The 19,418-nt window shown below is 68.7% G+C and carries 17 protein-coding genes; 1 reads left to right on the top strand and 16 read right to left on the bottom strand.

The annotated features are described in order from the left end of the window. Positions 1 to 144: 144 nt before the first annotated feature. The 13 genes from OXS27_RS10110 to OXS27_RS10170 all read right to left on the bottom strand — a co-directional run bounded on the left by OXS27_RS10110 (position 145) and on the right by OXS27_RS10170 (position 13,478). Positions 145 to 1,026: an outer membrane protein assembly factor BamD gene (locus OXS27_RS10110; RefSeq protein ID WP_243920534.1), complete on the bottom strand. Its 882-nt coding sequence runs from the start codon at positions 1,024 to 1,026 to the stop codon at positions 145 to 147. A 190-nt stretch (positions 1,027 to 1,216) separates the two neighbouring features. Next, positions 1,217 to 2,164: a UDP-3-O-acyl-N-acetylglucosamine deacetylase gene (gene lpxC, locus OXS27_RS10115; RefSeq protein ID WP_267355932.1), complete on the bottom strand. Its 948-nt coding sequence runs from the start codon at positions 2,162 to 2,164 to the stop codon at positions 1,217 to 1,219. A 437-nt stretch (positions 2,165 to 2,601) separates the two neighbouring features. After that, on the bottom strand, positions 2,602 to 4,344 hold the full coding sequence (ftsZ, locus tag OXS27_RS10120) for a cell division protein FtsZ (RefSeq protein WP_267355934.1): 1,743 nt from the start codon (positions 4,342 to 4,344) through the stop codon (positions 2,602 to 2,604). Between the two features lie 87 nt (positions 4,345 to 4,431). After that, on the bottom strand, positions 4,432 to 5,754 hold the full coding sequence (gene ftsA, locus OXS27_RS10125; protein WP_243920540.1) for a cell division protein FtsA: 1,323 nt from the start codon (positions 5,752 to 5,754) through the stop codon (positions 4,432 to 4,434). A 52-nt stretch (positions 5,755 to 5,806) separates the two neighbouring features. Continuing rightward, positions 5,807 to 6,748, bottom strand: coding sequence for a cell division protein FtsQ/DivIB (locus tag OXS27_RS10130; protein WP_267355936.1), 942 nt, complete (start codon positions 6,746 to 6,748; stop codon positions 5,807 to 5,809). Further along, positions 6,715 to 7,638 (bottom strand): D-alanine--D-alanine ligase, encoded by a 924-nt coding sequence (locus OXS27_RS10135; protein ID WP_243920544.1) that lies wholly within the window; start codon positions 7,636 to 7,638, stop codon positions 6,715 to 6,717. Before OXS27_RS10135 ends, OXS27_RS10130 begins: the two co-directional genes overlap by 34 nt. Before the next feature lie 39 nt (positions 7,639 to 7,677). Beyond that, positions 7,678 to 8,025 carry a type II toxin-antitoxin system PemK/MazF family toxin gene (locus OXS27_RS10140; RefSeq protein WP_243920546.1) on the bottom strand — a complete coding sequence of 116 codons (348 nt, stop codon included), beginning with the start codon at positions 8,023 to 8,025 and terminating at the stop codon, positions 7,678 to 7,680. Beyond that, a complete protein-coding gene (locus OXS27_RS10145) occupies positions 8,012 to 8,245 on the bottom strand; it encodes an AbrB/MazE/SpoVT family DNA-binding domain-containing protein (protein ID WP_243920548.1) in 234 nt (77 codons plus the stop codon). Before OXS27_RS10145 ends, OXS27_RS10140 begins: the two co-directional genes overlap by 14 nt. A 31-nt stretch (positions 8,246 to 8,276) precedes the next feature. Then, the gene (gene murB, locus OXS27_RS10150; RefSeq protein ID WP_267355940.1) at positions 8,277 to 9,209 is read right to left on the bottom strand and encodes a UDP-N-acetylmuramate dehydrogenase; all 933 of its coding nucleotides are present in this window, start codon (positions 9,207 to 9,209) and stop codon (positions 8,277 to 8,279) included. Further along, complete coding sequence (locus OXS27_RS10155; protein WP_267355942.1) at positions 9,206 to 9,745, bottom strand: endonuclease domain-containing protein; 540 nt, start codon at positions 9,743 to 9,745, stop codon at positions 9,206 to 9,208. The genes murB and OXS27_RS10155 overlap by 4 nt, the downstream gene beginning before the upstream one ends. A gap of 4 nt (positions 9,746 to 9,749) precedes the next feature. Next, the gene (murC, locus tag OXS27_RS10160) at positions 9,750 to 11,156 is read right to left on the bottom strand and encodes a UDP-N-acetylmuramate--L-alanine ligase (RefSeq protein WP_267355943.1); all 1,407 of its coding nucleotides are present in this window, start codon (positions 11,154 to 11,156) and stop codon (positions 9,750 to 9,752) included. A 49-nt stretch (positions 11,157 to 11,205) separates the two neighbouring features. Then, positions 11,206 to 12,315: an undecaprenyldiphospho-muramoylpentapeptide beta-N-acetylglucosaminyltransferase gene (murG, locus tag OXS27_RS10165; protein ID WP_243920554.1), complete on the bottom strand. Its 1,110-nt coding sequence runs from the start codon at positions 12,313 to 12,315 to the stop codon at positions 11,206 to 11,208. Next, positions 12,312 to 13,478: a putative peptidoglycan glycosyltransferase FtsW gene (locus OXS27_RS10170; RefSeq protein ID WP_243920556.1), complete on the bottom strand. Its 1,167-nt coding sequence runs from the start codon at positions 13,476 to 13,478 to the stop codon at positions 12,312 to 12,314. Before OXS27_RS10170 ends, murG begins: the two co-directional genes overlap by 4 nt. Before the next feature lie 254 nt (positions 13,479 to 13,732). On the opposite strand from OXS27_RS10170, the gene OXS27_RS10175 reads away from it, so the two are divergent. Next, complete coding sequence (locus OXS27_RS10175; RefSeq protein WP_267355946.1) at positions 13,733 to 15,208, top strand: PAS domain-containing methyl-accepting chemotaxis protein; 1,476 nt, start codon at positions 13,733 to 13,735, stop codon at positions 15,206 to 15,208. 7 nt (positions 15,209 to 15,215) lie between these two features. Here the strand turns inward: OXS27_RS10175 and murD are convergent, their stop codons facing one another. From murD to OXS27_RS10190, 3 genes are all read right to left on the bottom strand, one after another. Continuing rightward, on the bottom strand, positions 15,216 to 16,580 hold the full coding sequence (murD, locus tag OXS27_RS10180) for a UDP-N-acetylmuramoyl-L-alanine--D-glutamate ligase (protein WP_267355948.1): 1,365 nt from the start codon (positions 16,578 to 16,580) through the stop codon (positions 15,216 to 15,218). Between the two features lie 204 nt (positions 16,581 to 16,784). Next, positions 16,785 to 17,870: a phospho-N-acetylmuramoyl-pentapeptide-transferase gene (mraY, locus tag OXS27_RS10185; RefSeq protein ID WP_243920563.1), complete on the bottom strand. Its 1,086-nt coding sequence runs from the start codon at positions 17,868 to 17,870 to the stop codon at positions 16,785 to 16,787. Between the two features lie 94 nt (positions 17,871 to 17,964). Then, a complete protein-coding gene (locus tag OXS27_RS10190) occupies positions 17,965 to 19,416 on the bottom strand; it encodes a UDP-N-acetylmuramoylalanyl-D-glutamyl-2,6-diaminopimelate--D-alanyl-D-alanine ligase (protein WP_267355950.1) in 1,452 nt (483 codons plus the stop codon). Between the last annotated feature and the right edge of the window lie 2 nt (positions 19,417 to 19,418).

Here is a 19,418-nt window from a genome sequence, read left to right on the forward strand (position 1 = left end):
TTCACCCCAAAAATGCGACGCACAATGGGAAAGGCCCGGAGCGAACGCTCCGGGCCTCAACGTGTTCGTGGCGGCCGACCTGTCCTATCAGGGTTTCGAAAGGTCGAGACCTTTGGAAACCCGGCAAGTAGGTCAAACCGCTTTTCACTCGGCCGATGCGGTCTTACCGGCGACCGAGCGGTAGATCTTCGACAGGAACGAGGCCTTCTCCTCCCGCGGCTCGAGGCCGTTCTGGGCGAGGAGCGCATGCGCGTCCTTGTACCACGAGCTGTCCGGGAAGTTGTGGCCGAGCACCGCGGCGGCGTTTTGCGCCTCCTGGGTGATGCCGAGCGCCCAGTAGGCCTCGGTCAGGCGCTCCAGCGCCTCCTCGGCGTGGCGGGTGGTCTGGTACTTGGAGACCACGTCACGGAAGCGGTTGATCGCCGCCGGGAAGTTGCGCCGCTCCAGGTAGAAGCGCCCGACTTCCATCTCCTTGCCGGCGAGCTGATCGCGGGTGATCTGGATCTTCGCCTTCGCGTCGATGGCGTATTCCGAGGTCGGATACTTCTGGACAAGTTCCTGAAGCGCCGTCAGCGCCTTCTCGGACCGCTCCTGATCGCGGGTCACATCCGGGATCTGCTTATAGTTCGACATCGCCATCAGGTACTGCGCGTAGGCCGCATCCTTGCTGGCCGGGTGCCGCTGCAGGTAGCGCTTCGAGGCGCTGATCGCGTCGTCGTACTTCTGGCCTTCGTAGTTGGCGTAAGCCGTCATGAGCAGCGCCTTCCGGGACCACTCGGAATACTGGTACTGCTTGTCGAGGCTGTCGAACTTCTTGACCGCGCCGTCGTAGTCGCTGTCCTCAAGCTTGGCCAAGCCATCGCTGTAGAGCTTGTCGGCCGGAATGTCCGGAACGACCTCCGGCTTGTACTTCTCGGAAAACAGATTGGTCGGGTCGAAATCGCAGCCGCCCAGGCCCAGGCCGAGGATGGCCACGAGAGGCGCCGCGAAGGCTGCCGCCCGGCGGAAACGAATGGTGACAGGCATCTGGCGCTCTTTCCCGGAAGCGGCGCCATCCCGCGCCGTCATGCCATCGCGTGCGTGGATCCGGCCTTCTGAGCCGAACCCGCCGTTCACGGACCGTTAAACCGTGACGTTTGATTCGGGCACGAAAGCGGCAAGGCTGAGGCGGTACGGAACGATCGCCAAGTGTGGCTTGCGGACCACAGGTTGATCGTCAGAGGTCGCCCGCGAAGGCGGCGATGCCCAAACCGACGCCGAGTTCCGAGAGGACGGTCTCGCGGCGCGGGCCCTGCGCCTCGACGATCGCGTAATTGGCCCGGTCGGCCAGAAGGGCGGAGAGGACACCGACATTCATCCGGTGGCCGCCGCAATAGGAGCGGTACGCGCCCTGGATCGGCAGGCCGGCCAAGGCGAGGTCGCCGATCGCGTCGAGGATCTTGTGGCGGACGAATTCGTCCGGGAAGCGCAGACCTTCGGGGTTGACCACCGCGGTTTCGCCGACCGCCACGGTGTTCTCCAGGGAAGCACCGAGGGCGAAGCCCGCCTTCCAGTAGCGTTCCACGTCCCGCATCATCCCGAAGGTGCGGGCACCGGCGATCTCACGGCGGTAGGTGGCGGGCGAGAGGTCCATGGCCCGGCGCGAGCGGCCGATGACCGGGCTCTTGAAATCGATCTCCACATCAAGGCGGAAGCCCCGGTCGATCGGCCGGAGTTCCGCGAAGGACCGGCCGGTCTCGATGCGGACGTGTTGCAGCACCTTGAGCCAGCGCCGGGGCGCGCCGCATGTGGCGATTCCGACCTGATCGATCGCCTTCACGAAGGGAAGTGCGGAGCCGTCGAGGATGGGCATCTCGGGCCCGTCGATCTCGATCAGGGCGTTGTCGACGCCCAGCCCGTAGAGGGCGGACATCAGATGCTCGACGGTTGCCACCGCCCCCGTCTCGACGTCGCCCAGGACGGTGCAGAGCTCCGTGGCGGAAACGAGGGCATGATGCGCCTTGATCAGGCGGTCATTGCCGTGGGGCGTGCCGGTGCGGAGGAAAGCAATACCGTGATTGGCGGGTGCGGGCCTGAGCGTGATCTCGGCGGGGTTCCCGGAATGAACCCCGATACCCGAGAGAGTCGCCGGCCCCTTAAGGGTCGTCTGTTTCAGCGTACGCATTCCTTAGCCCCCGGCCGCGATCAGGCTCCGCCATTCCAACCGGGAATGGGCGAACACTGACTGATCCGTCCGCTGCTTGATGCCCCTGCTCACGCAATCAGGTTGTATCCCGATGCATGTCTCGTCGGTCTTGATGCTTCTATAGCTGCACCGCACAGGGCAGCCAAATCACGGATTCTTACGCTCTGTTACAGACACGCTTGCGGTCCGGCAGACGCAAAATGCTGTGAGATCAAGGGCTTAAAAAGTGGTTAACGCGTGGCTAACCCAGGGCCGATCTGTGTCATGGATGCACCACGGGTCCCCGCTTCCCACAGCTCAAGCATCTGCGAGCGCGCCAAAGTCCCAGATGGCCCTAACCTGAAGTTGAATATGTCCAACGCGAAAGGCCGGCGGTCGCCCGCCGGCCCTCCCCGTCGCCGCAGTGCAGCGGCTGATTAATTCGCCTGGCGGCGGAGGAAAGCCGGGATCTCCAGCTGGTCGTCGTCCATCATCCGGCTCTGGGGCGCGACGCGGCCCTGGGCGTCGAGATGGCCCTGGGCCGGACGGTATTGCGGGACTGCTGGCGTGGCCGGTGCGCGCGGTGCCGGCGGCACGTGGGGCTGGGCCATCTGGGGCAGCGGCGCGGCCGGGTTCGCCCGGGCCGCGGGCGCACCCTCGATCTCGTCGCGCCGACCGCCGAAGCCCACCGTAGCCAGCCGCCGCAGGAGCGAGGTCCGCTTCGATTCCGGAGCCGCCTCCTCCGCCGCGCGATTGGCCAGGATCTGGTTCTGGGCGATCGGCGGCAGCTCGTGGATCTGCGGCATGCGCGGGGCGCGGGCGAGCGGCGTGCCGCCCGGGGCGGCCGGGCGCGGCGGCACGAACGGACCTGCCTGGTACTGCGGCGCGGGCTCGGCCGGCAACGGCGCGGGCGGCGGGGTGAAGTGGGCCGCAGCGCGGGGCTGGACCGGAGCGAGCACCACGTCGTCGCGGTTCATCGGGGCGGCGGGCTCGCGGTTGACCAGCGCCTCGGACCGCATCTCGGGGGCCTGAAGCGGCGCGGGGGCCGGCATCTGGCTGGTGATGGGGGCCGGAGCGACCGATTCCGTGCGGATACTCGGCACCGGCGAGGCGGCGCGCGTACGGGCCTCGGCGCGCAGGCGCTCGGCAACCTCGGCGATACGCTGCTCGGTCTCGGCGATGGCCGGGTTGTTGGGCGAGTTCGCTGAGATCAGGGCCGGCTCGATGCCGGTGGCAACCACCGACACGCGGATGATGCCGTCCAGGCTCTCGTCGAAGGTGGCGCCCAGGATGATGTTGGCGTCCTGATCGACCTCCTCGCGGATGCGGGTGGCGGCCTCGTCGAGCTCGTACAGGGTTAGGTCGGAGCCGCCGGTGATCGAGATCAGCAGGCCGCGGGCGCCCTTCATCGAGACGTCGTCGAGCAGCGGGTTGGCGATGGCGGCCTCAGCGGCGCGGTTGGCGCGCTTCTCGCCCGACGCCTCACCTGTGCCCATCATGGCCTTGCCCATGCCGCGCATGATCGCCCGCACGTCGGCGAAGTCGAGGTTGATGAGACCCTCCTTCACCATCAGGTCGGTGATGCAGGCGACGCCCGAGTAGAGCACCTGGTCGGCCATCGCGAAGGCGTCCGCGAAGGTGGTCTTCTCGTTGGCGACCCGGAACAGGTTCTGGTTCGGGATCACGATCAGGGTGTCGACCGCGGCCTGCAACTCCTGGATGCCGCTCTCGGCGGTCCGCATCCGGCGGACGCCCTCGAACTGGAACGGCTTGGTGACGACGCCGACCGTCAGGATTCCCATGTCGCGGGCCGCCCGGGCGATGACCGGCGCCGCGCCGGTGCCGGTGCCGCCGCCCATGCCGGCGGTGATGAAGCACATGTGTGCGCCCGAGAGCTGATCGCGGATCTCGTCGATCACCTCGTCGGCGGCGGCCGAGCCGACCTCCGGGTGCGAGCCGGCGCCGAGGCCCTGGGTCACGCCCAGACCCATCTGGATCACCCGCTCGGCCTTCGAGGAGGTGAGCGCCTGCGCGTCGGTGTTGGCCACGACGAACTCGCAGCCCAGCAGGCCCGACTCAATCATGTTGTTGACCGCGTTGCCGCCGGCGCCACCGACGCCGAAGACGGTGATGCGGGGCTTCAGTTCCCGGATGTCCGGCGCCTGGAGGGTGATGGCCATGGTGTCGAGCCTCTCGCTAACTGTGCTGTCCGTGCGACGCCGTGGCGCCGGATACTCTTCGACCCACCCGTGGGGTGGGGGCGAAACCTAGAAGCTGTCCCGGAGCCAGCGGCCGACCCGGTTCAGGTAGTTGTCGGTTCCGGTGGCCGCGAAGGCGCTGTGCCCACGCGGCTCGAAATGCTCGGCATGGGCGACCTGCGGGTAGACCAGCAGACCGACCGCCGCCGAGAAGGCCGGGCCCTTGGCGGCTTCCGGCAGGCCGCGGATCCCGAGGGGGCGGCCGATCCGAACCTGACCCTGGAGGATGCGGCGAGCGACCTCCGGCAGGCCGACGAGCTGGCTGGCGCCGCCGGTGAGCACCACCCGCCGGCCGGCTTGCGCCGCGAAGCCGGCCTCGCGGAGCCGGTCGCGCACCAGCTCGATCACCTCCTCGACCCGCGGCTTGATGATCCGCACGAGCTGCGAGCGCGGGATGTGGGCCGGGGCCTCGCCCTCGTCCTCGCCGACGCCGTGGACCGCGATCATGTCCCGGTCGTCGGAGGGGGTTGAGAGGGCCGAGCCGTAGAGGGTCTTCAGCCGCTCGGCCGCCGCCATGCGGGTCGAGAGCCCCCGGGCGATATCCATGGTGACGTGGTGACCGCCGACCGCCACCGCGTCCGCATGGACGAGGTGCCCGCCCGAGAACACGCCGACGCTGGTCGTGCCGCCGCCCATATCGACGACGCAGACGCCCATCTCGGCCTCGTCGTCGACGAGTGCCGAGAGGCCGGCCGCGTAGGGCGTGGCGATCACCGCCTCGACCCCGAGATGGCAATGCTCCACCGCCAGCATGACATTGCGCGCCGCAGCCAACTCGCTGGTGACGACGTGCAGATCGACGCTCAGCGCCTCGCCGATCATGCCCGACGGGTCGATCACCGCCCCCTGCCCGTCCAGCGCGTAGCCGGTAGGGAGCGCGTGGAGCACGGCCCGGCCGGGGCTGACGCCGTGGGCGCTCGCGGTCTCGAGCACCCGCTCGACGTCGCTGCCCGTGACGGTGCCGGAGCGGACGTTCACCCGCGCCTGGAAATGCTGGGAGGCCAACCGGCCACCCGACATGTTGACGATGACCGACTGGACCTCGACCTTGGCCATCCGCTCGGCGGCGTGGACCGCCTGACGAATCGCGCCCTCGGCGGCGGCGAGATCGACGATGGCGCCGCCCTTCAGCCCGAGCGAGCGCTGATGGCCGATGCCGATGATGCGCGCGAGGTGCGTGCGGCCGCGCAGCGTGGAGAGCGCTTCGGCGGGCTGCAGCTCGGCGATGAGGCAGACCACCTTGCTCGTCCCGATGTCGAGCACCGAGAGGGTGGTCGAGCGTCGGGCCGAGAGCGGCTTCAGGCGCGGCGTGAGGCCGTGTTGGCTGTGCATTGACGCTACCAAACGCGGGGTGCGGGACGGGCGGAGATCGATCGGAAGGGCATCAGCTGGCCGCGCCCTTCTTCTTCGCCTTCTGGGCTTCCGCGCGGGTTGCGGCGGCCTCCTCGGTCAGGCGCACCACGACGCGGTCCGACATGCGCAGATCCACCGCGATGATGTCCTTTTCCAGGAGGCCGGCCTCGCGCTCGAACCGGACGAGACGGGCGAGCGCGGCGGCCGGGTCGACCTCCGGCAGGCGTACATCGACGCCGTCGAGCTTGAGGGTCCAGCGCCGGCCGGAGACGTAGGTGCCGGCCTTGATCCGGTCGGCGAGCGGGCCGGCGGCGGCGACCAGCGCCAGGTATTCCGGCAGCTTGGTGTTGGCCTCTTCGCCGACCACCAGGGGCAGGCTGGCGTAGCGGTCGTCCCGCATCGCGTCGATCACCGTGCCGTCGGCCGCGATGACGCTGAGCTCACCGTTCTTCTGCCAGAGGGCGGCGGGCTCGCGCTCCACCTGCATGATGGCGATCTCGTTGGGGTAGATCTTGCGCACCGAAGCCTGGGCGATCAACGGCACGCGCAGCAGCTTTTCGCGCACGGCGCCGACGTCGAGGAACGGCACCGAGGAGCGCCAGTCGATGCCGGCCGCAGCCAGGACTTCGCGATCGTACATCCGGGAGATGCCCGAGATGGTTACGCGCTCGACGCCGAAGCCGAGAACCCGCGCCGCGATATCAAGGGGGCGTCCCTGCTCGGCCACGAAGGAGTCATAGCGCCCGCTTGCCACGAAGCCGGCAAGCGCAAAGGCCGCGAAGGTCATGGAGACGGCGACGGTTCCGGTCCCGCGGGACAGGCGTGCGCCCAGGCGCTGGCCGGAGCGCGCGCGGCGAACCGAGAGCGACCGGGACGGGAGCCGGCCCATCACAGCCCCGGCGAAACGCGCGGGACCGCTCCGGCCGGCGGCGTCGCCGCTCAGCGATTCAGGGAAGCGTCCTCCACCATCCATCGGACGAGCTCACCGAAGCTAAGGCCCGCATGGGCCGCCATATCCGGCACAAGGCTCGTCTGGGTCATGCCGGGTTGCGTGTTGACCTCGAGAACCACGAGTCGGCCGGTTCCACCCGGCGTGTCGTCGAATCGAAGGTCGGCACGGCTGACGCCCCGGCAGCCCAGTGCTTGATGCGCCGTTAACGACAGTTCTTGGACACGCTGGTAAACATTTGGTTTAAGTTCGGCCGGCAGCACGTGGACCGAGCCCCCGGGCGCATATTTCGCGTCGTAGTCGTACCAGTCCCCCGTGGCGGCCTTCACCTCGATCACCCCCAGTGCCTTGTCGCCCATCACCCCGCAGGTGAGTTCGCGGCCGGCTATGTAAGGTTCTGCAAGGACTTGCTCGCCGTAGGTCCAGGCGTCCGAGCCCAGGATCTGGGGCGGATGCGAGCGCCCGTCGCGGACGATGATCACCCCCATGGATGAGCCCTCGGCGATCGGCTTCACCACGTAGGGTGGCGGCAGGGCGTGTGTCCGGGCGGCCTCGTGACGGTTAACGATCCGGCTCTCCGGCACGTCGATGCCGGCCGCGCGCATGGCGGTCTTCGCCCGCTCCTTGTTCATGGCGAGCGACGAGGCGAGGACGCCGGAGTGGGTGTAGGGGATCTTGAGGATCTCCAGCAGGCCCTGGATCTTGCCGTCCTCCCCGTCCGGGCCGTGCAGCGCGTTGAAGGCCACGTCGGGCCGGAGCGCGGTCAGCACCGTGGCGATGTCGGGCCCGACATCGACGCGCGTGACCCGATAGCCCTCGCCTTCGAGGGCGTCCGCGCAGGCCTTGCCGGAATTGAGCGACACTTCCCGCTCGGCGGAGGTGCCGCCCAGGAGGACGGCGACGTGCTTGGACATGGGGGGGCTCCGGGGCGAGACTTTGTGGGGGGGATCGGCTCATGCCGGGCCGATCAGGCTCTTAATTGCAATGAAAACCTGGGCGGCCGTGTCGGCCGGCAGCGTCCCGATACGGCGCAGGATTCGGGTGGGCTCGATGCAGGCGATCTTGAGCGGGCGAACCACGGAAGCGACGCTGAGGCCGGCCGCGGTACCATCGTCGATGCGGACATCGCCCATGGCCTGCGTGTTGCGCGCACTCGTGATCATCGCGATCCAGACGTAGCCGGCTTCGGCCACAGCCGGCCCCGATACGATGAGGGCGGGGCGCCGCTTCTCCGCCAATCGATCGGAATAGGGAAACGGAACGACTACGACGGTCCCGGCCGGCAGCTCAGAGGTCGGCATAGTCTTCATCGTCGATCGGGCCGGCCCATTCCGTGAAGGCCACGAACGGATCCTCCCCGTCAGGGGGAGCCTTATCGATTCGGATGCCGTCCGGCGTGATCCGGTAGCGCAGGCGGTCCCCCGGCCGGATCGCAAGGTGCTCCCGCACCTCCGGTGGCAGCACGGTCTGGCTCTTCACCGAGACTTTTGAATATGCGGTCCGTGCGAGTTGATCCGCCATGTCAATCCCCCAGAGCCGCCGGACTTACATCTTACCGTCTTACCGCCGAAGTCGCCAATCCGATCCGCCGGATCTCCCAGCGCAGTTCGACGCCGCTGGTCTCCCGCACCCGCTGCCGGACTTCTTCGCCCAGCCCTTCGATGTCGTCCGCGGTGGCAGCGCTGGTGTTGATCAGGAAATTGCAATGCATCTCGCTGACCTGGGCGCCGCCCCGTGTCAGCCCCCGGCAGCCGGCAGCGTCGATGAGCTGCCACGCCTTGCCGCCCGGCGGGTTGGCGAAGGTCGAGCCGCCGGTGCGTTCGCGGATCGGCTGGGCGGCCTCGCGGGCGGCGGTGACCCGCTCCATTTCGGCCTCGATGGCGGCCCGGTCGCCGGGCTTTCCGCGGAACCGAGCGCGGGTGAAGATCACGTCCTCCGGCGCGTCCGAATGCCGATAGGAGAAGCCCATCTCGGCGTGGCTGAACGTGCGGAGCGCGCCCCGGCGGTCGAGGCCGGTTGCCTCGATCAGCACGTCGGTGGTCTCGCCACCATGGGCGCCGGCATTCATGCGCAGCGCGCCGCCGATCGAGCCCGGGATACCGCGGTAGAACGCGAGCCCGTCGAGCCCGGCCTCGGCGGCGGCCTTGGCGAGGCGCATGTCGGGAACGGCTGTGCCGACCGTCAGAGTATCGCCGTCGATCGCGATGCCACCGAACGTCTTTCCCCCTAAGCGGATCACCACGCCGGGCACGCCGCCGTCGCGGACAATCAGGTTGGAACCGAGGCCGATCACCGTCACCGGCACGTCCGGTTCGAGGGCGGCGAGGAGGTGGGCGAGATCCTCCTCATCAGCCGGGGTGAACAGCACCTCGGCCGGTCCGCCGACGCGGAACCATGTGAGATCTCCCAGCGGATGCTCGGCGAGCAGGCGCCCGCGGAGATCGGGCGCGGCGGCGCGGATTCGGTCGTGGAGGGATGCGGTCATTGGTGTTTCTCCCCTCGCCCCGCTTGCGGGGAGAGGGATGCGACGACCTTGTCGTCGTCGCATCGAGGCGGCAGCCGAGGGTGAGGGGGCGGTTCCGGACGTGACTCGACCGGAGCCGCCCCCTTACCTTCGCCCTGTGGGCTCGCCGCGCCGACGACGGGGTTGTCGCGGCCCTCTCCCCGCGCGCGGGGAGAGGGGGGAAGCGCGGCCAGGATGGTGTCCGAGACACCGATGATGTTGTTCACAATCTCTGCGTTCCAGAATCGCAGGACGCGATAGCCCTGCGTGGCCAGCCACGCGTCGCGAACGCGATCATGCTCGCTGTCGGCATGCTGGCCACCGTCGAGTTCGATGATCAGTCGAAGATCCCGGCAGCAGAAATCTGCGACGTATCGGCCGATCGACTCCTGACGGGTGAACTTGAAACCAGCCAGACGCCGGTCGCGCAGGCGATACCAGAGGCGGCGTTCTGCTTCGGTTTGCATCTCGCGTAAGCCCCGCCGGAAACGACTCCGTTCCGGATCGGCTTCGCGCATCCCCTCACTGCCCCCGCGCCGCCAGCTCATCCGGCAGCGCATAAGCCCATTGGGTGATCGTGCCGGCGCCGAGGAACACCACGTAATCGCCCGGCTTGGCGAGGTCGGCGATGATCCCGGCCAGCTCCTCCGGCCGCTCCAGCGCCCGGGCGTCCCGGTGGCCGCGGGACCGCAGGCCCGCCACGAGGCTGTCGCGGTCGAACCCTTCGATCGGCGCTTCGCCGGCCGCGTAGACCGGGGCGACGATCACCGTGTCGGCGTCGTTGAAGCAGGTGCAGAAATCGTCGAAGAGCGATTGCAGCCTTGTGAAGCGGTGCGGCTGCACGATCGCGATCACCCCGTGCTCGGTCGAGGCGCGGGCGGCCTTGAGCACCGCCTTGATCTCCACCGGATGGTGTCCGTAATCGTCGAAGATCGTCGCGCCGTTCCATTCGCCGGTGCGGGTAAAGCGCCGCTTCACGCCGCCGAATCCGGCGAGTGCGTTGCGGATCGCCTCGGGCTTCACGCCGAGTTCGTGGGCTACCGCCAAAGCCGCGGTGGCGTTGAGCGCGTTGTGCTTGCCCGGCATCGGTAGGACCAGATCCTCCATCTCCATCCGGTAGCCCGGACGGCGGTCGCGGATCATCACCCGGAAGCGGCTCTGGCCGCCGCGCAGGTCCACGTCGATCAGGCGCACGTCGGCCTGCGGATTCTCGCCGTAGGTGATGATCCGCCGGTCCTCGATATGGCCGACGAGGTCCTGCACCACCGGATGGTCGGTGCACATCACGGCGAAGCCGTAGAACGGGATGTTGTCGATGAAGCGCCGGAACGCGTCCTTGACCGCCTCGAACGAGCCGAAATGGTCGAGATGCTCGGGATCGATATTGGTGACGATCGCCACGTCGGCGGGCAGCTTGAGGAAGGTGCCGTCGGATTCGTCGGCCTCCACCACCATCCAGTCGCCCTCACCCATCCGGGCGTTGGTGCCGTAGGCATTGATGATGCCGCCGTTGATCACGGTCGGATCGAGGTTGCCGGCATCCAGCAGGGTCGCGACCAGGGACGTGGTCGTGGTCTTGCCGTGCGTGCCCGCGATGGCGACGCAGGATTTGAAGCGCATCAGCTCGGCCAGCATCTCGGCCCGGCGCACCACGGGCAGGCGGCGCTCCCGGGCGGATTCCAGCTCCGGGTTGTCGCGCTGGATCGCGGTCGAGACCACGACCAGCGCGGCCTCCGCGACGTTGTCCGCGTTGTGGCCCACGAAGGTGCGCATGCCCTTCTCGGCGAGACGGCGGACATTGGCGTTGTCGTTGGCATCCGAGCCCTGCACCGTGTAGCCGAGATTGTGCATCACCTCGGCGATGCCGGACATGCCGATGCCGCCGATGCCGATGAAGTGGATGGGACCGAGCTTGTCGGGCAGCTTCATGGGTCGAACCGTCTGGTGGCGGGATCGCCGGTGCGGAATCCCGTAAGGATCAGGTGCGGGCCGCCGTCTTGACGACGACCTCGGCCAGCCGTTCGGCGGCATCATGGATGCCCGCGCTTCTGGCCGCATCGGCCGCCGCGGTCAATTTTGCCGGCGTTGCGAAGCAGGCGGTCAGCTCTGCGGCGAGGCGATCCGGGGTGAAGTCCGACTGCTTCACGGCCAAAGCGGCGCCGATGGCGTCGAGGGTCGCGGCGTTGGCAGCCTGGTCCTGATCGAGCGAGCCGGGCAGCGGCACGAGGATCGCCGGACGACCGATCGCTGCGAGTTCCGAGACCGTCGAGGCGCCCGAGCGCCCGACCACGAGGTGGCTTGCCGCCATCCGGGCGGGCAGGTCTTTAAAGAACGGCGCCGCCTCGATCCCGGCGAGACCCATCGCAAGGTAGCGGTTCTGCACCGCCGTCAGATCCTCGGGTCGAACCTGCTGCACGAGGTGCAGCCGGGCGCGCAGGGCGTCAGGCAGGCGCGCGAGCGCCTCGGGCACGACCTCGCCCATGACCCGAGCACCCTGGCTGCCGCCGAATACCAGAAGGCGCAGAACGTCACCGTCGCCGAAGGCAGGGTACGCGACCTTCGCGGCCTCGATCACCGCTGGGCGAAGCGGGTTGCCGGTGTGGATGCGCGGGGCCTTCGCCTTGTCGGGCACCCCGCGCACCACCTTGAAGCCCGTGGCGATGGTGCGCGCGCCCCGCGCCAGGAAGGCGTTGGCCCGGCCCATCACGGCGTTCTGCTCGTGCAGGATCGTCGGGACCCGCAGGATCTGGCCAGCGAGCACCGGCGGCACGGTCGGGTAGCCGCCGAAGCCCACGATGGCGGCCGGGTTGATCCGGCGGATCTCCTTGGCGGCGACGCCGAAACCGCGGCCGAGCGTCAGAACGGCATTGGCCCGTTTCAGCGGAGAGCGGCCCGAGGGCGTCGCGGACGCGATGGTGATGACCTCGGAAGCCGGGAACTCGGAGGCGATCGAATCGACCCGGGCATCGGTGGCGAGCGCCACCCGGATGCCGCGGGCGCGGAGCGCGTGGGCGAGGCTCTCGGCCGGGAACAGGTGGCCGCCGGTGCCGCCCGCGCAGAGCAGGATCGTGGGGGTGAAGACCGTCACCGCATCACTCCGGCCACGGTGGCGGGTGCGGTGCCGGGGGGCTTCTGGCTGAGCAGGATGGTGCGCGGACGCTTCCGGGTCAGGGCGACGAGGAAGCCCGTGCCGAGCGCCAGCGATATCAGCGACGAGCCGCCGTAGGACACGAAGGGCAGCGTCATACCCTTGGCGGGCATCAGCTGGGTGTTCACCGCCATGTTGATGCACGCCTGCAAGCCGAAGAGTGTGGTCAGGCCGGTGATCGCCAGCCGCGAGAACGTGTCGTCGGTGCGCCGGGCGAGCTTGAGGCCGCGCAGCACGATGAAGGCGAACAGCGCCACGAGGCAGAGGCAGACGATCACGCCGAACTCCTCGCCGGTGACCGAGAAGATGAAGTCGGTGTGGGCGTCCGGCAGGTGCCGCTTGGCCACGCCCTCCCCCGGCCCGGTGCCGAACCAGCCGCCCGAGCGGAAGGATTCGCGCGACCAGAAATCCTGGAAGCCGCCGCCGGAATCCCGGTCGAGGAACTTGTTGAAGCGCTCGCGCACGTGGTGGAAGAACAGGTAAGCCGCAAACACGCCCCCGAGCCCGAGCACCCCGAGCACCGCGACCCAGATCAGGTGCAGGCCGGCCACGAAGAACAGCGCGCACCACACCATGGTAATCAGCATGGTCTGGCCGAAATCGGGCTGAAGCAGCAGCGGCACGATGGTGATCGGCAGGAGCAGCATCGCCAGGAAGCCGCCGGGCATGTCGCGGCGCTGCGCCCCCTCCGAGAACGCCCACGCGGACACCACCACGAAGGCCGGCTTCACGAATTCCGAGGGCTGGAGGCCGAAGGGGCCGAACTGGATCCAGCGATGTGCGCCCTTGATCTCGGGGCCGAACTTGCCGGCGAGCAGGCAGAGGGCGACGCCGCAGATCCAGGTGACCAGAGCCAGCCGGCGGATGCCGCGCAGGGACAGGAACGAGACCGCGCAGATCAGCAGGATGGTCGGCGCGAGGTACATCGCCTGCCGGTTCAGGAAGTAAAAGGTCGGCAGGCCGATGCGCTCGGCGACCGGCGGGCCGCCGCCCATCAGGAAGACGAGGCCGGCGACCATGAGCGCGAACAGGGCCGCGAGCAGGCCGCGGTCCACGGTCCACCACCAATCTGTCAGGGGGGTGCGTTCAGCACGTGACATCATGCCGGGTAACGACTCCAGTCCGTGCGGACGACGATCCGCGCGGGTCGGGCTGGATCCTGTGCAGGAATGGTAAACGGAGCCTTATGGCGGGCCGCGTCCGCGCGCGCTGCGGCGGCGACGGATCAAGCATACTGGTATCCGAATACTGGACTTAAGATACGCTATGTTAATTTTGGTAACGCAACTTGCAGGTGTATTTACCCGGCGACACGGAGCGTGAGGCGTCCGGTCCGCCAACCGGAAGTCGGCACGCCATGTTCAAGACCCTGAACGTCCGTGAAGCCCAGGCCAAGCTCGCGGCCCTCGACCGGGTCCAGGGCGTGATCGAATTCGATCTGAACGGCCGGATCCTCTCGGCGAACCAGAACTTCCTCGATGTCGTCGGCTATACGCTGCCCGAGATCGTCGGCCAGCATCACAGCCTGTTCCTGGAGCCGGCCCAGCGCGACTCGGCCGACTATCGGGCGTTCTGGGAACGGCTGCGGGCCGGGACGTTCGAGACCGGGCAGTTCCAGCGGAGCGGTCGCGGCGGCCGCCCGATCTGGATCCAGGCCTCCTACAACCCGATGCTCGACGGTCGCGGCCGGCCCTACAAGGTGGTGAAGTTCGCCACCGACATCACCCGGCAAAGGACCGAAGAGGCCGATCGCGCCGGCCAGATCGCGGCGATCGACAAGGTGCAGGCGGTCATCGCCTTCGACCTCGACGGCACCGTGATCGAGGCTAACGACAACTTCTTGGCGGTCATGGGCTATGACCGCACCGAGGTCGTGGGGCAGCATCACAGCCGGTTCGTCGAGCCGGGCTACCGGGACAGCGAGGCCTACCGCGCCTTCTGGGCGGCTCTGCGCAACGGAAGCTATCAGGCGGCGCAGTTCCGCCGGATCGGCAAGGGTGGCCGCGAGGTCTGGATCCAGGCCTCCTACAATCCGATCCTGGATGCGGCCGGGCGCCCCTACAAGGTGGTGAAGTTCGCCACCGACATCAGCGAGCAGGTTCGCCTGTTCGCCGACCTGCGCACGCTCATCGATCAGAATTTCGGCGAGATCGAGCAGGCCGTGTCGCATTCGACCCAGGCGGCCGTGCTGGCCTCCTCGGCCGCCGATTCGACCTCCGGCAATGTCCAGACCGTTGCCGCTGCCGCCGAGGAACTGGCGGCGTCGGTGGCCGAGATGTCCCAGAGCATCGTGCGCTCCCAGAGCGCCACCGACACCGCCTATGCCTGCGTTCAGGATGCCGACGCCCATACGAAGCGGCTCGCCCTCACCGCGACCGCGATGACGGGCATCGTCGGCTTGATCCAGAACATCGCCGGCCAGATCAATCTGCTGGCGCTCAACGCCACGATCGAGGCGGCGCGCGCCGGCGAGGCCGGACGGGGTTTTGCCGTGGTGGCGTCCGAGGTGAAGGCTTTGGCCGATCAGGCCGCCCGCGCCACCGGCCAGATCAACGGCGAGATCGCCAGCATACAGCGGGTCTCGCAGGAGGTGGTGGTGGCGCTGGGCTCGATCGGGGCTTCGGTCTCGGTGATGCGGGAGACAGTGGTGGCGACGGCGGCCGCCATCGAGGAGCAGAGTGCGGTGACGCGCGACCTTGCCGAGAACATGCAGAGCGCCTCCGGCGCGGTCACGGCGATCACGGGCAATATCGGCGCGATCGTGCAGTCGGTGGCCGGCGTCTCGCAGGCGGTGGGGACGACCCGCGAGGCCGCCAAGGTACTGGCGCGCTGAGCTTCCCTCAGTCGAGCGCCTGCACCAGCTCGCGGAACCGGTTGCCGCGCACTTCGAAGTTCGGAAACTGATCGTAGGACGCGCAGGCCGGCGAGAGCAGCACCACCGGCTCGGGGGCGCCCGAAGCGGCGGCGTTCTCGGCGGCTTTCGGGACTGCCACCTCCAGTGACTCGCAGCGGGTGTAAGGTACGGCGCCGTCCAGGGTCGCCGCAAAGGCGTCGGACGCCGCACCGATCAGGTAGGCATGGGCGACCCGCTCGAAATACGGCACCAGCGGGAAGATTCCCCCATCCTTGGCCTTGCCGCCGAGGATCCAGTGGATGTCCCGGAAGGCCAGGAGTGCCTTCTCGGTGGAATCGGCGTTGGTCGCCTTGGAATCGTTGACGAACAGCACGGGGCCGCGCCGTCCGACCTCTTCCATCCGATGCGGCAGGCCCGGGAACGAGGTCAGCCCGGCCTGGATCTGCTCGCTCGACAGACCGAGCGCTCGCGCCACCACCGCCGCGACCGCCGCGTTTTGCCAGTTGTGGGCGCCCCGCAGCGAGCCGATCCCGTTCACATCGGCGAGCGCCGTGCCGTCCGGTTCACGGACGATGCCGTCGCGCACCGTCAGGGCATCGGTGGCGAGCACCTCACCGTGGGGCACGTGGACACGCACGAGGTCGATGCCGCGCCTTTCGGCGATGGTGCGGCTCGGTGCATCGTCGATGCCGACAATCGCGAGCCCTGCGCCCTGGATCAGACGCTCCTTGATGGCGGCGTACTGCTCCATGGTGCCGTGACGGTCGAGATGGTCGGGGGTGATGTTCATCAGCACGCCGATGCTCGGGTCGAGGCCCGGCGTGAGGTCGATCTGGAAGGACGACATCTCGATTACGTGGACGCGGTCCGCGGAGGGCGGCTCCAGCGACAGGATCGCGGTGCCGATATTGCCGCCCATCTGCACGTCGCGGCCCGCCTGGGCCAGGACATGGGCGATTAGCGCCGTGGTGGTCGATTTGCCGTTGGTCCCGGTGATCGCCACGAACGGTGCCCCCGGCGCCTGCGCCCGGCGCTCGCGGCAGAACAGCTCGATGTCGCCGATGATCTCGACGCCGGCTTCCTTGGCAAGGCGGACGCTCCAATGCGGTTCCGGGTGGGTCAGGGGAACGCCTGGGCTCAGCACCAGGGCGGAGAGGCCTGACCAGTCGGACACACGCAGATTCTCGATGCCGATTCCAGCGTCCTGCGCGCGGACGCGGCTATCGGCGTTGTCGTCCCACGCCCGCACATCGGCACCGCCCGCCTTCAAGGCCAGCGCCGTGGCGAGTCCGGAGCCGCCGAGACCGAACAGGGCAACGGTTTTTTCCTGAAAGACGGTGACGGGTGTCATGCGGAACTCTGGATGCGGCAGTCGATCCGACCGGTCCCACTCACGCCCTCATCCTGAGGTGCTGCGCAGCAGCCTCGAAGGAGGGCTCCAGGGCTCGCGCGGCTGGCTGGAGGCCTCCTTCGAGGCCTCCGCTACGCTCCGGCACCTCAGGATGAGGGCCAGACAGGGATCTGGCCGCTCAAGACAGTTATTTAGCACACTTCTTCAGCGCAGCTTCAGCGTCGCCAAGCCCGCCAGCGCCAGGATCACCGCGATGATCCAGAACCGGATCACGACCTGCGGCTCCTTCCAGCCCTTCTGCTCGAAATGGTGGTGGATCGGCGCCATCCGGAAGACGCGCTTGCCCGTCAGCTTGAACGAGGCGACCTGGATGATCACCGACATCATCTCCAGGACGAACAGGCCGCCAACGATCGCCAGGACGATCTCGTGCTTGGTCGCCACCGCGATGCTGCCGAGCAGGCCGCCGAGCGCGAGCGAGCCGGTATCGCCCATGAAGATCTGGGCCGGCGGTGCGTTAAACCAGAGGAAGCCGAGGCCGGCTCCGATCACCGCGCCGCAGACTACGGCGAGTTCGCCTGTGTCGCGGACGTAGTTCACCTGCAGGTAGCTCGCCGTGAAGGAATTGCCCACGAGGTAGGCGATGAACCCGAAGGTGCCGCAGGCGATCATCACCGGCACGATGGCGAGCCCGTCGAGTCCGTCGGTCATGTTTACGGAATTGCCGGCGCCGACGATCACGAAGGCGCCGAACAGCGGGTAGAACCAGCCGAGGTTCAGCAGCGCGTCCTTGAAGACCGGGAAGGCGAGCTGGTTCTGCAGCGCGGAGGGGGAATAGACCGCGACGGTGACGCAGGCCGCGAGCGCGATCACAGCCTCCAAGGCCAATCGGAACTTGCCGGAGAAGCCCTTGTGCGACTGCTTCGTCACCTTGAGGTAGTCGTCGTAGAACCCGATCGCCCCGAACCCGAGCGTGACGGTCAGCGTCACCCAGACGTAGTGGTTGCGGGGGTTGGCCCACAGCAGGATCGCCACCACGGCGCCCGCCAGGATCATCAGGCCGCCCATGGTCGGGGTGCCGCGCTTGGTCAGCAGATGGGTCTGCGGCCCGTCCTCGCGGATCGGCTGACCCTTGCCCTGCCGGATCCGCAGGAGCGAGATGATCCAGGGGCCGAACCAGAACACGAACAGGCCCGCCGTGAACAGCGCGCCGCCGGTGCGGAAGGTGATGTAGCGGAACACGTTCAGCGGCGTGAAGCTGCCGCTCAGTTCCGAGAGAAGGTACAGCATGCGGGCGCTCGGCCCCTTCGTTCAGGCGAGGGTTTCAGGGAGCGGCACCGATCGTCCATGACGCTGGGCCGCATCGATCAACTCAGGCGCGCGATCAGGGGGCCGTCGCGAGGGCGCGCCGCGCCGGGTCGTCCGCGTAGCGGGCTTTCAGCGCGTCGACAATCCGGCCCATGCGGCTACCGTTCGATCCCTTGATCATGACGGCATCCCCGGGCCGCAGGATCCGCGTGATCGGCTCGATCAGGTCGGCGGCGGTGTCGGCCACGCCGGCTCGGCGGCTGACCGGGAGCGCCTCGAACAGGTGGCGCGTCAGCGGGCCGGCCGCGAAGACGAGATCGATATGCGCGGCCTCGACCGCCTCGGCGAGGCCGCGATGGAGGTCCGGGGCGGCGGCGCCGAGTTCCAGCATGTCGCCGAGCACCGCGATGCGGCGCCCGCGCGGTCCGGTCTCGATGCCGGCGAGCGTCGCCAACGCCGCCCGGACCGCCGCCGGGTTGGCGTTGTAGCTCTCATCGATGAGGTAGGCGGTGCCGCCGTCGATCTCGAGGGCGGTCCGCGCCCCGCGCCCGGCGGGTGGGGACAGCGTGCCGAGCGACAGCGCGGCCCGGGCGAGGTCGGCGCCGAGCGCGTGGATCACCGCCATGACGCCGAGCGAGTTCAAAGCCGTGTGCCGGCCGGCGGTCCCGAGCTTGTAGGTGACGGCCTCACCCATCACCACCGCGTCCACCACCGAGAGATCGGGGCGCAGCACGATCCGCTGGGCGCGGACATCGGCCTGCGGGTGCTCACCGAAGCTGACGATCCGGCCGGCCCGGGACGCCTGCGCGTGGGCGACGAGGCGGTCGAAATGCGGGCCGTCCCGGTTGATGATGGCGACGCCGCCGGGCTGGAGCCCGGAGAAGATCTCGCCCTTGGCATCCGCGATGGCGGCGAGCGAGGCGAAATGCTCGATATGGACCGGCTCGACCGTGGTGATCAGGGCGATGTCGGGGCGAACCTGCGCGGTCAGCGGCACGATCTCAGCGGCGTGGTTCATGCCGATCTCGAACACGCCGTAGCGCGTCGAAGCGGGCATCCGGGCCAGCGTCAGCGGGACGCCCCAATGGTTGTTGTAGGAGGCCGCCGAGGCATGGGTCTCGCCCTGCTCGGACAGGACGTGGCGCAGGGCCTCCTTGGTGCCGGTCTTGCCGACGGAGCCCGTCACCGCCACCACCTGAGCCGTGGTTCGGGCGCGGGCGGCCGCGCCGAGGCGGACCATCGCGGTCAGGACCGGATCCTCGCCGATCTCCGGCACCGCCAGCAGGGGGCCGTGCGCCGCCAGCGCGTCGGCGCGATCCTGGCGCACCAGTGCGGCGCCGGCTCCGCGCCCCAGGGCGTCGGCGACGAAGTCATGGCCGTCGCGCGCCTCGCCCCGGATGGCGAAGAACAGGTCGCCGGGTTGCAGCGTCCGGGTGTCGATCGAGGCGCCGCCGATCGGCTGCTCGGCGCCGATCAGGCGGCCGCCGGTGGCGGCTTCGAGCTCCGCGCGGGTCCAAAGTGCGGTCATGG

Source organism: Methylobacterium sp. GC_Met_3, assembly GCF_026540775.1.
In the GTDB taxonomy this organism is placed as follows: domain Bacteria; phylum Pseudomonadota; class Alphaproteobacteria; order Rhizobiales; family Beijerinckiaceae; genus Methylobacterium.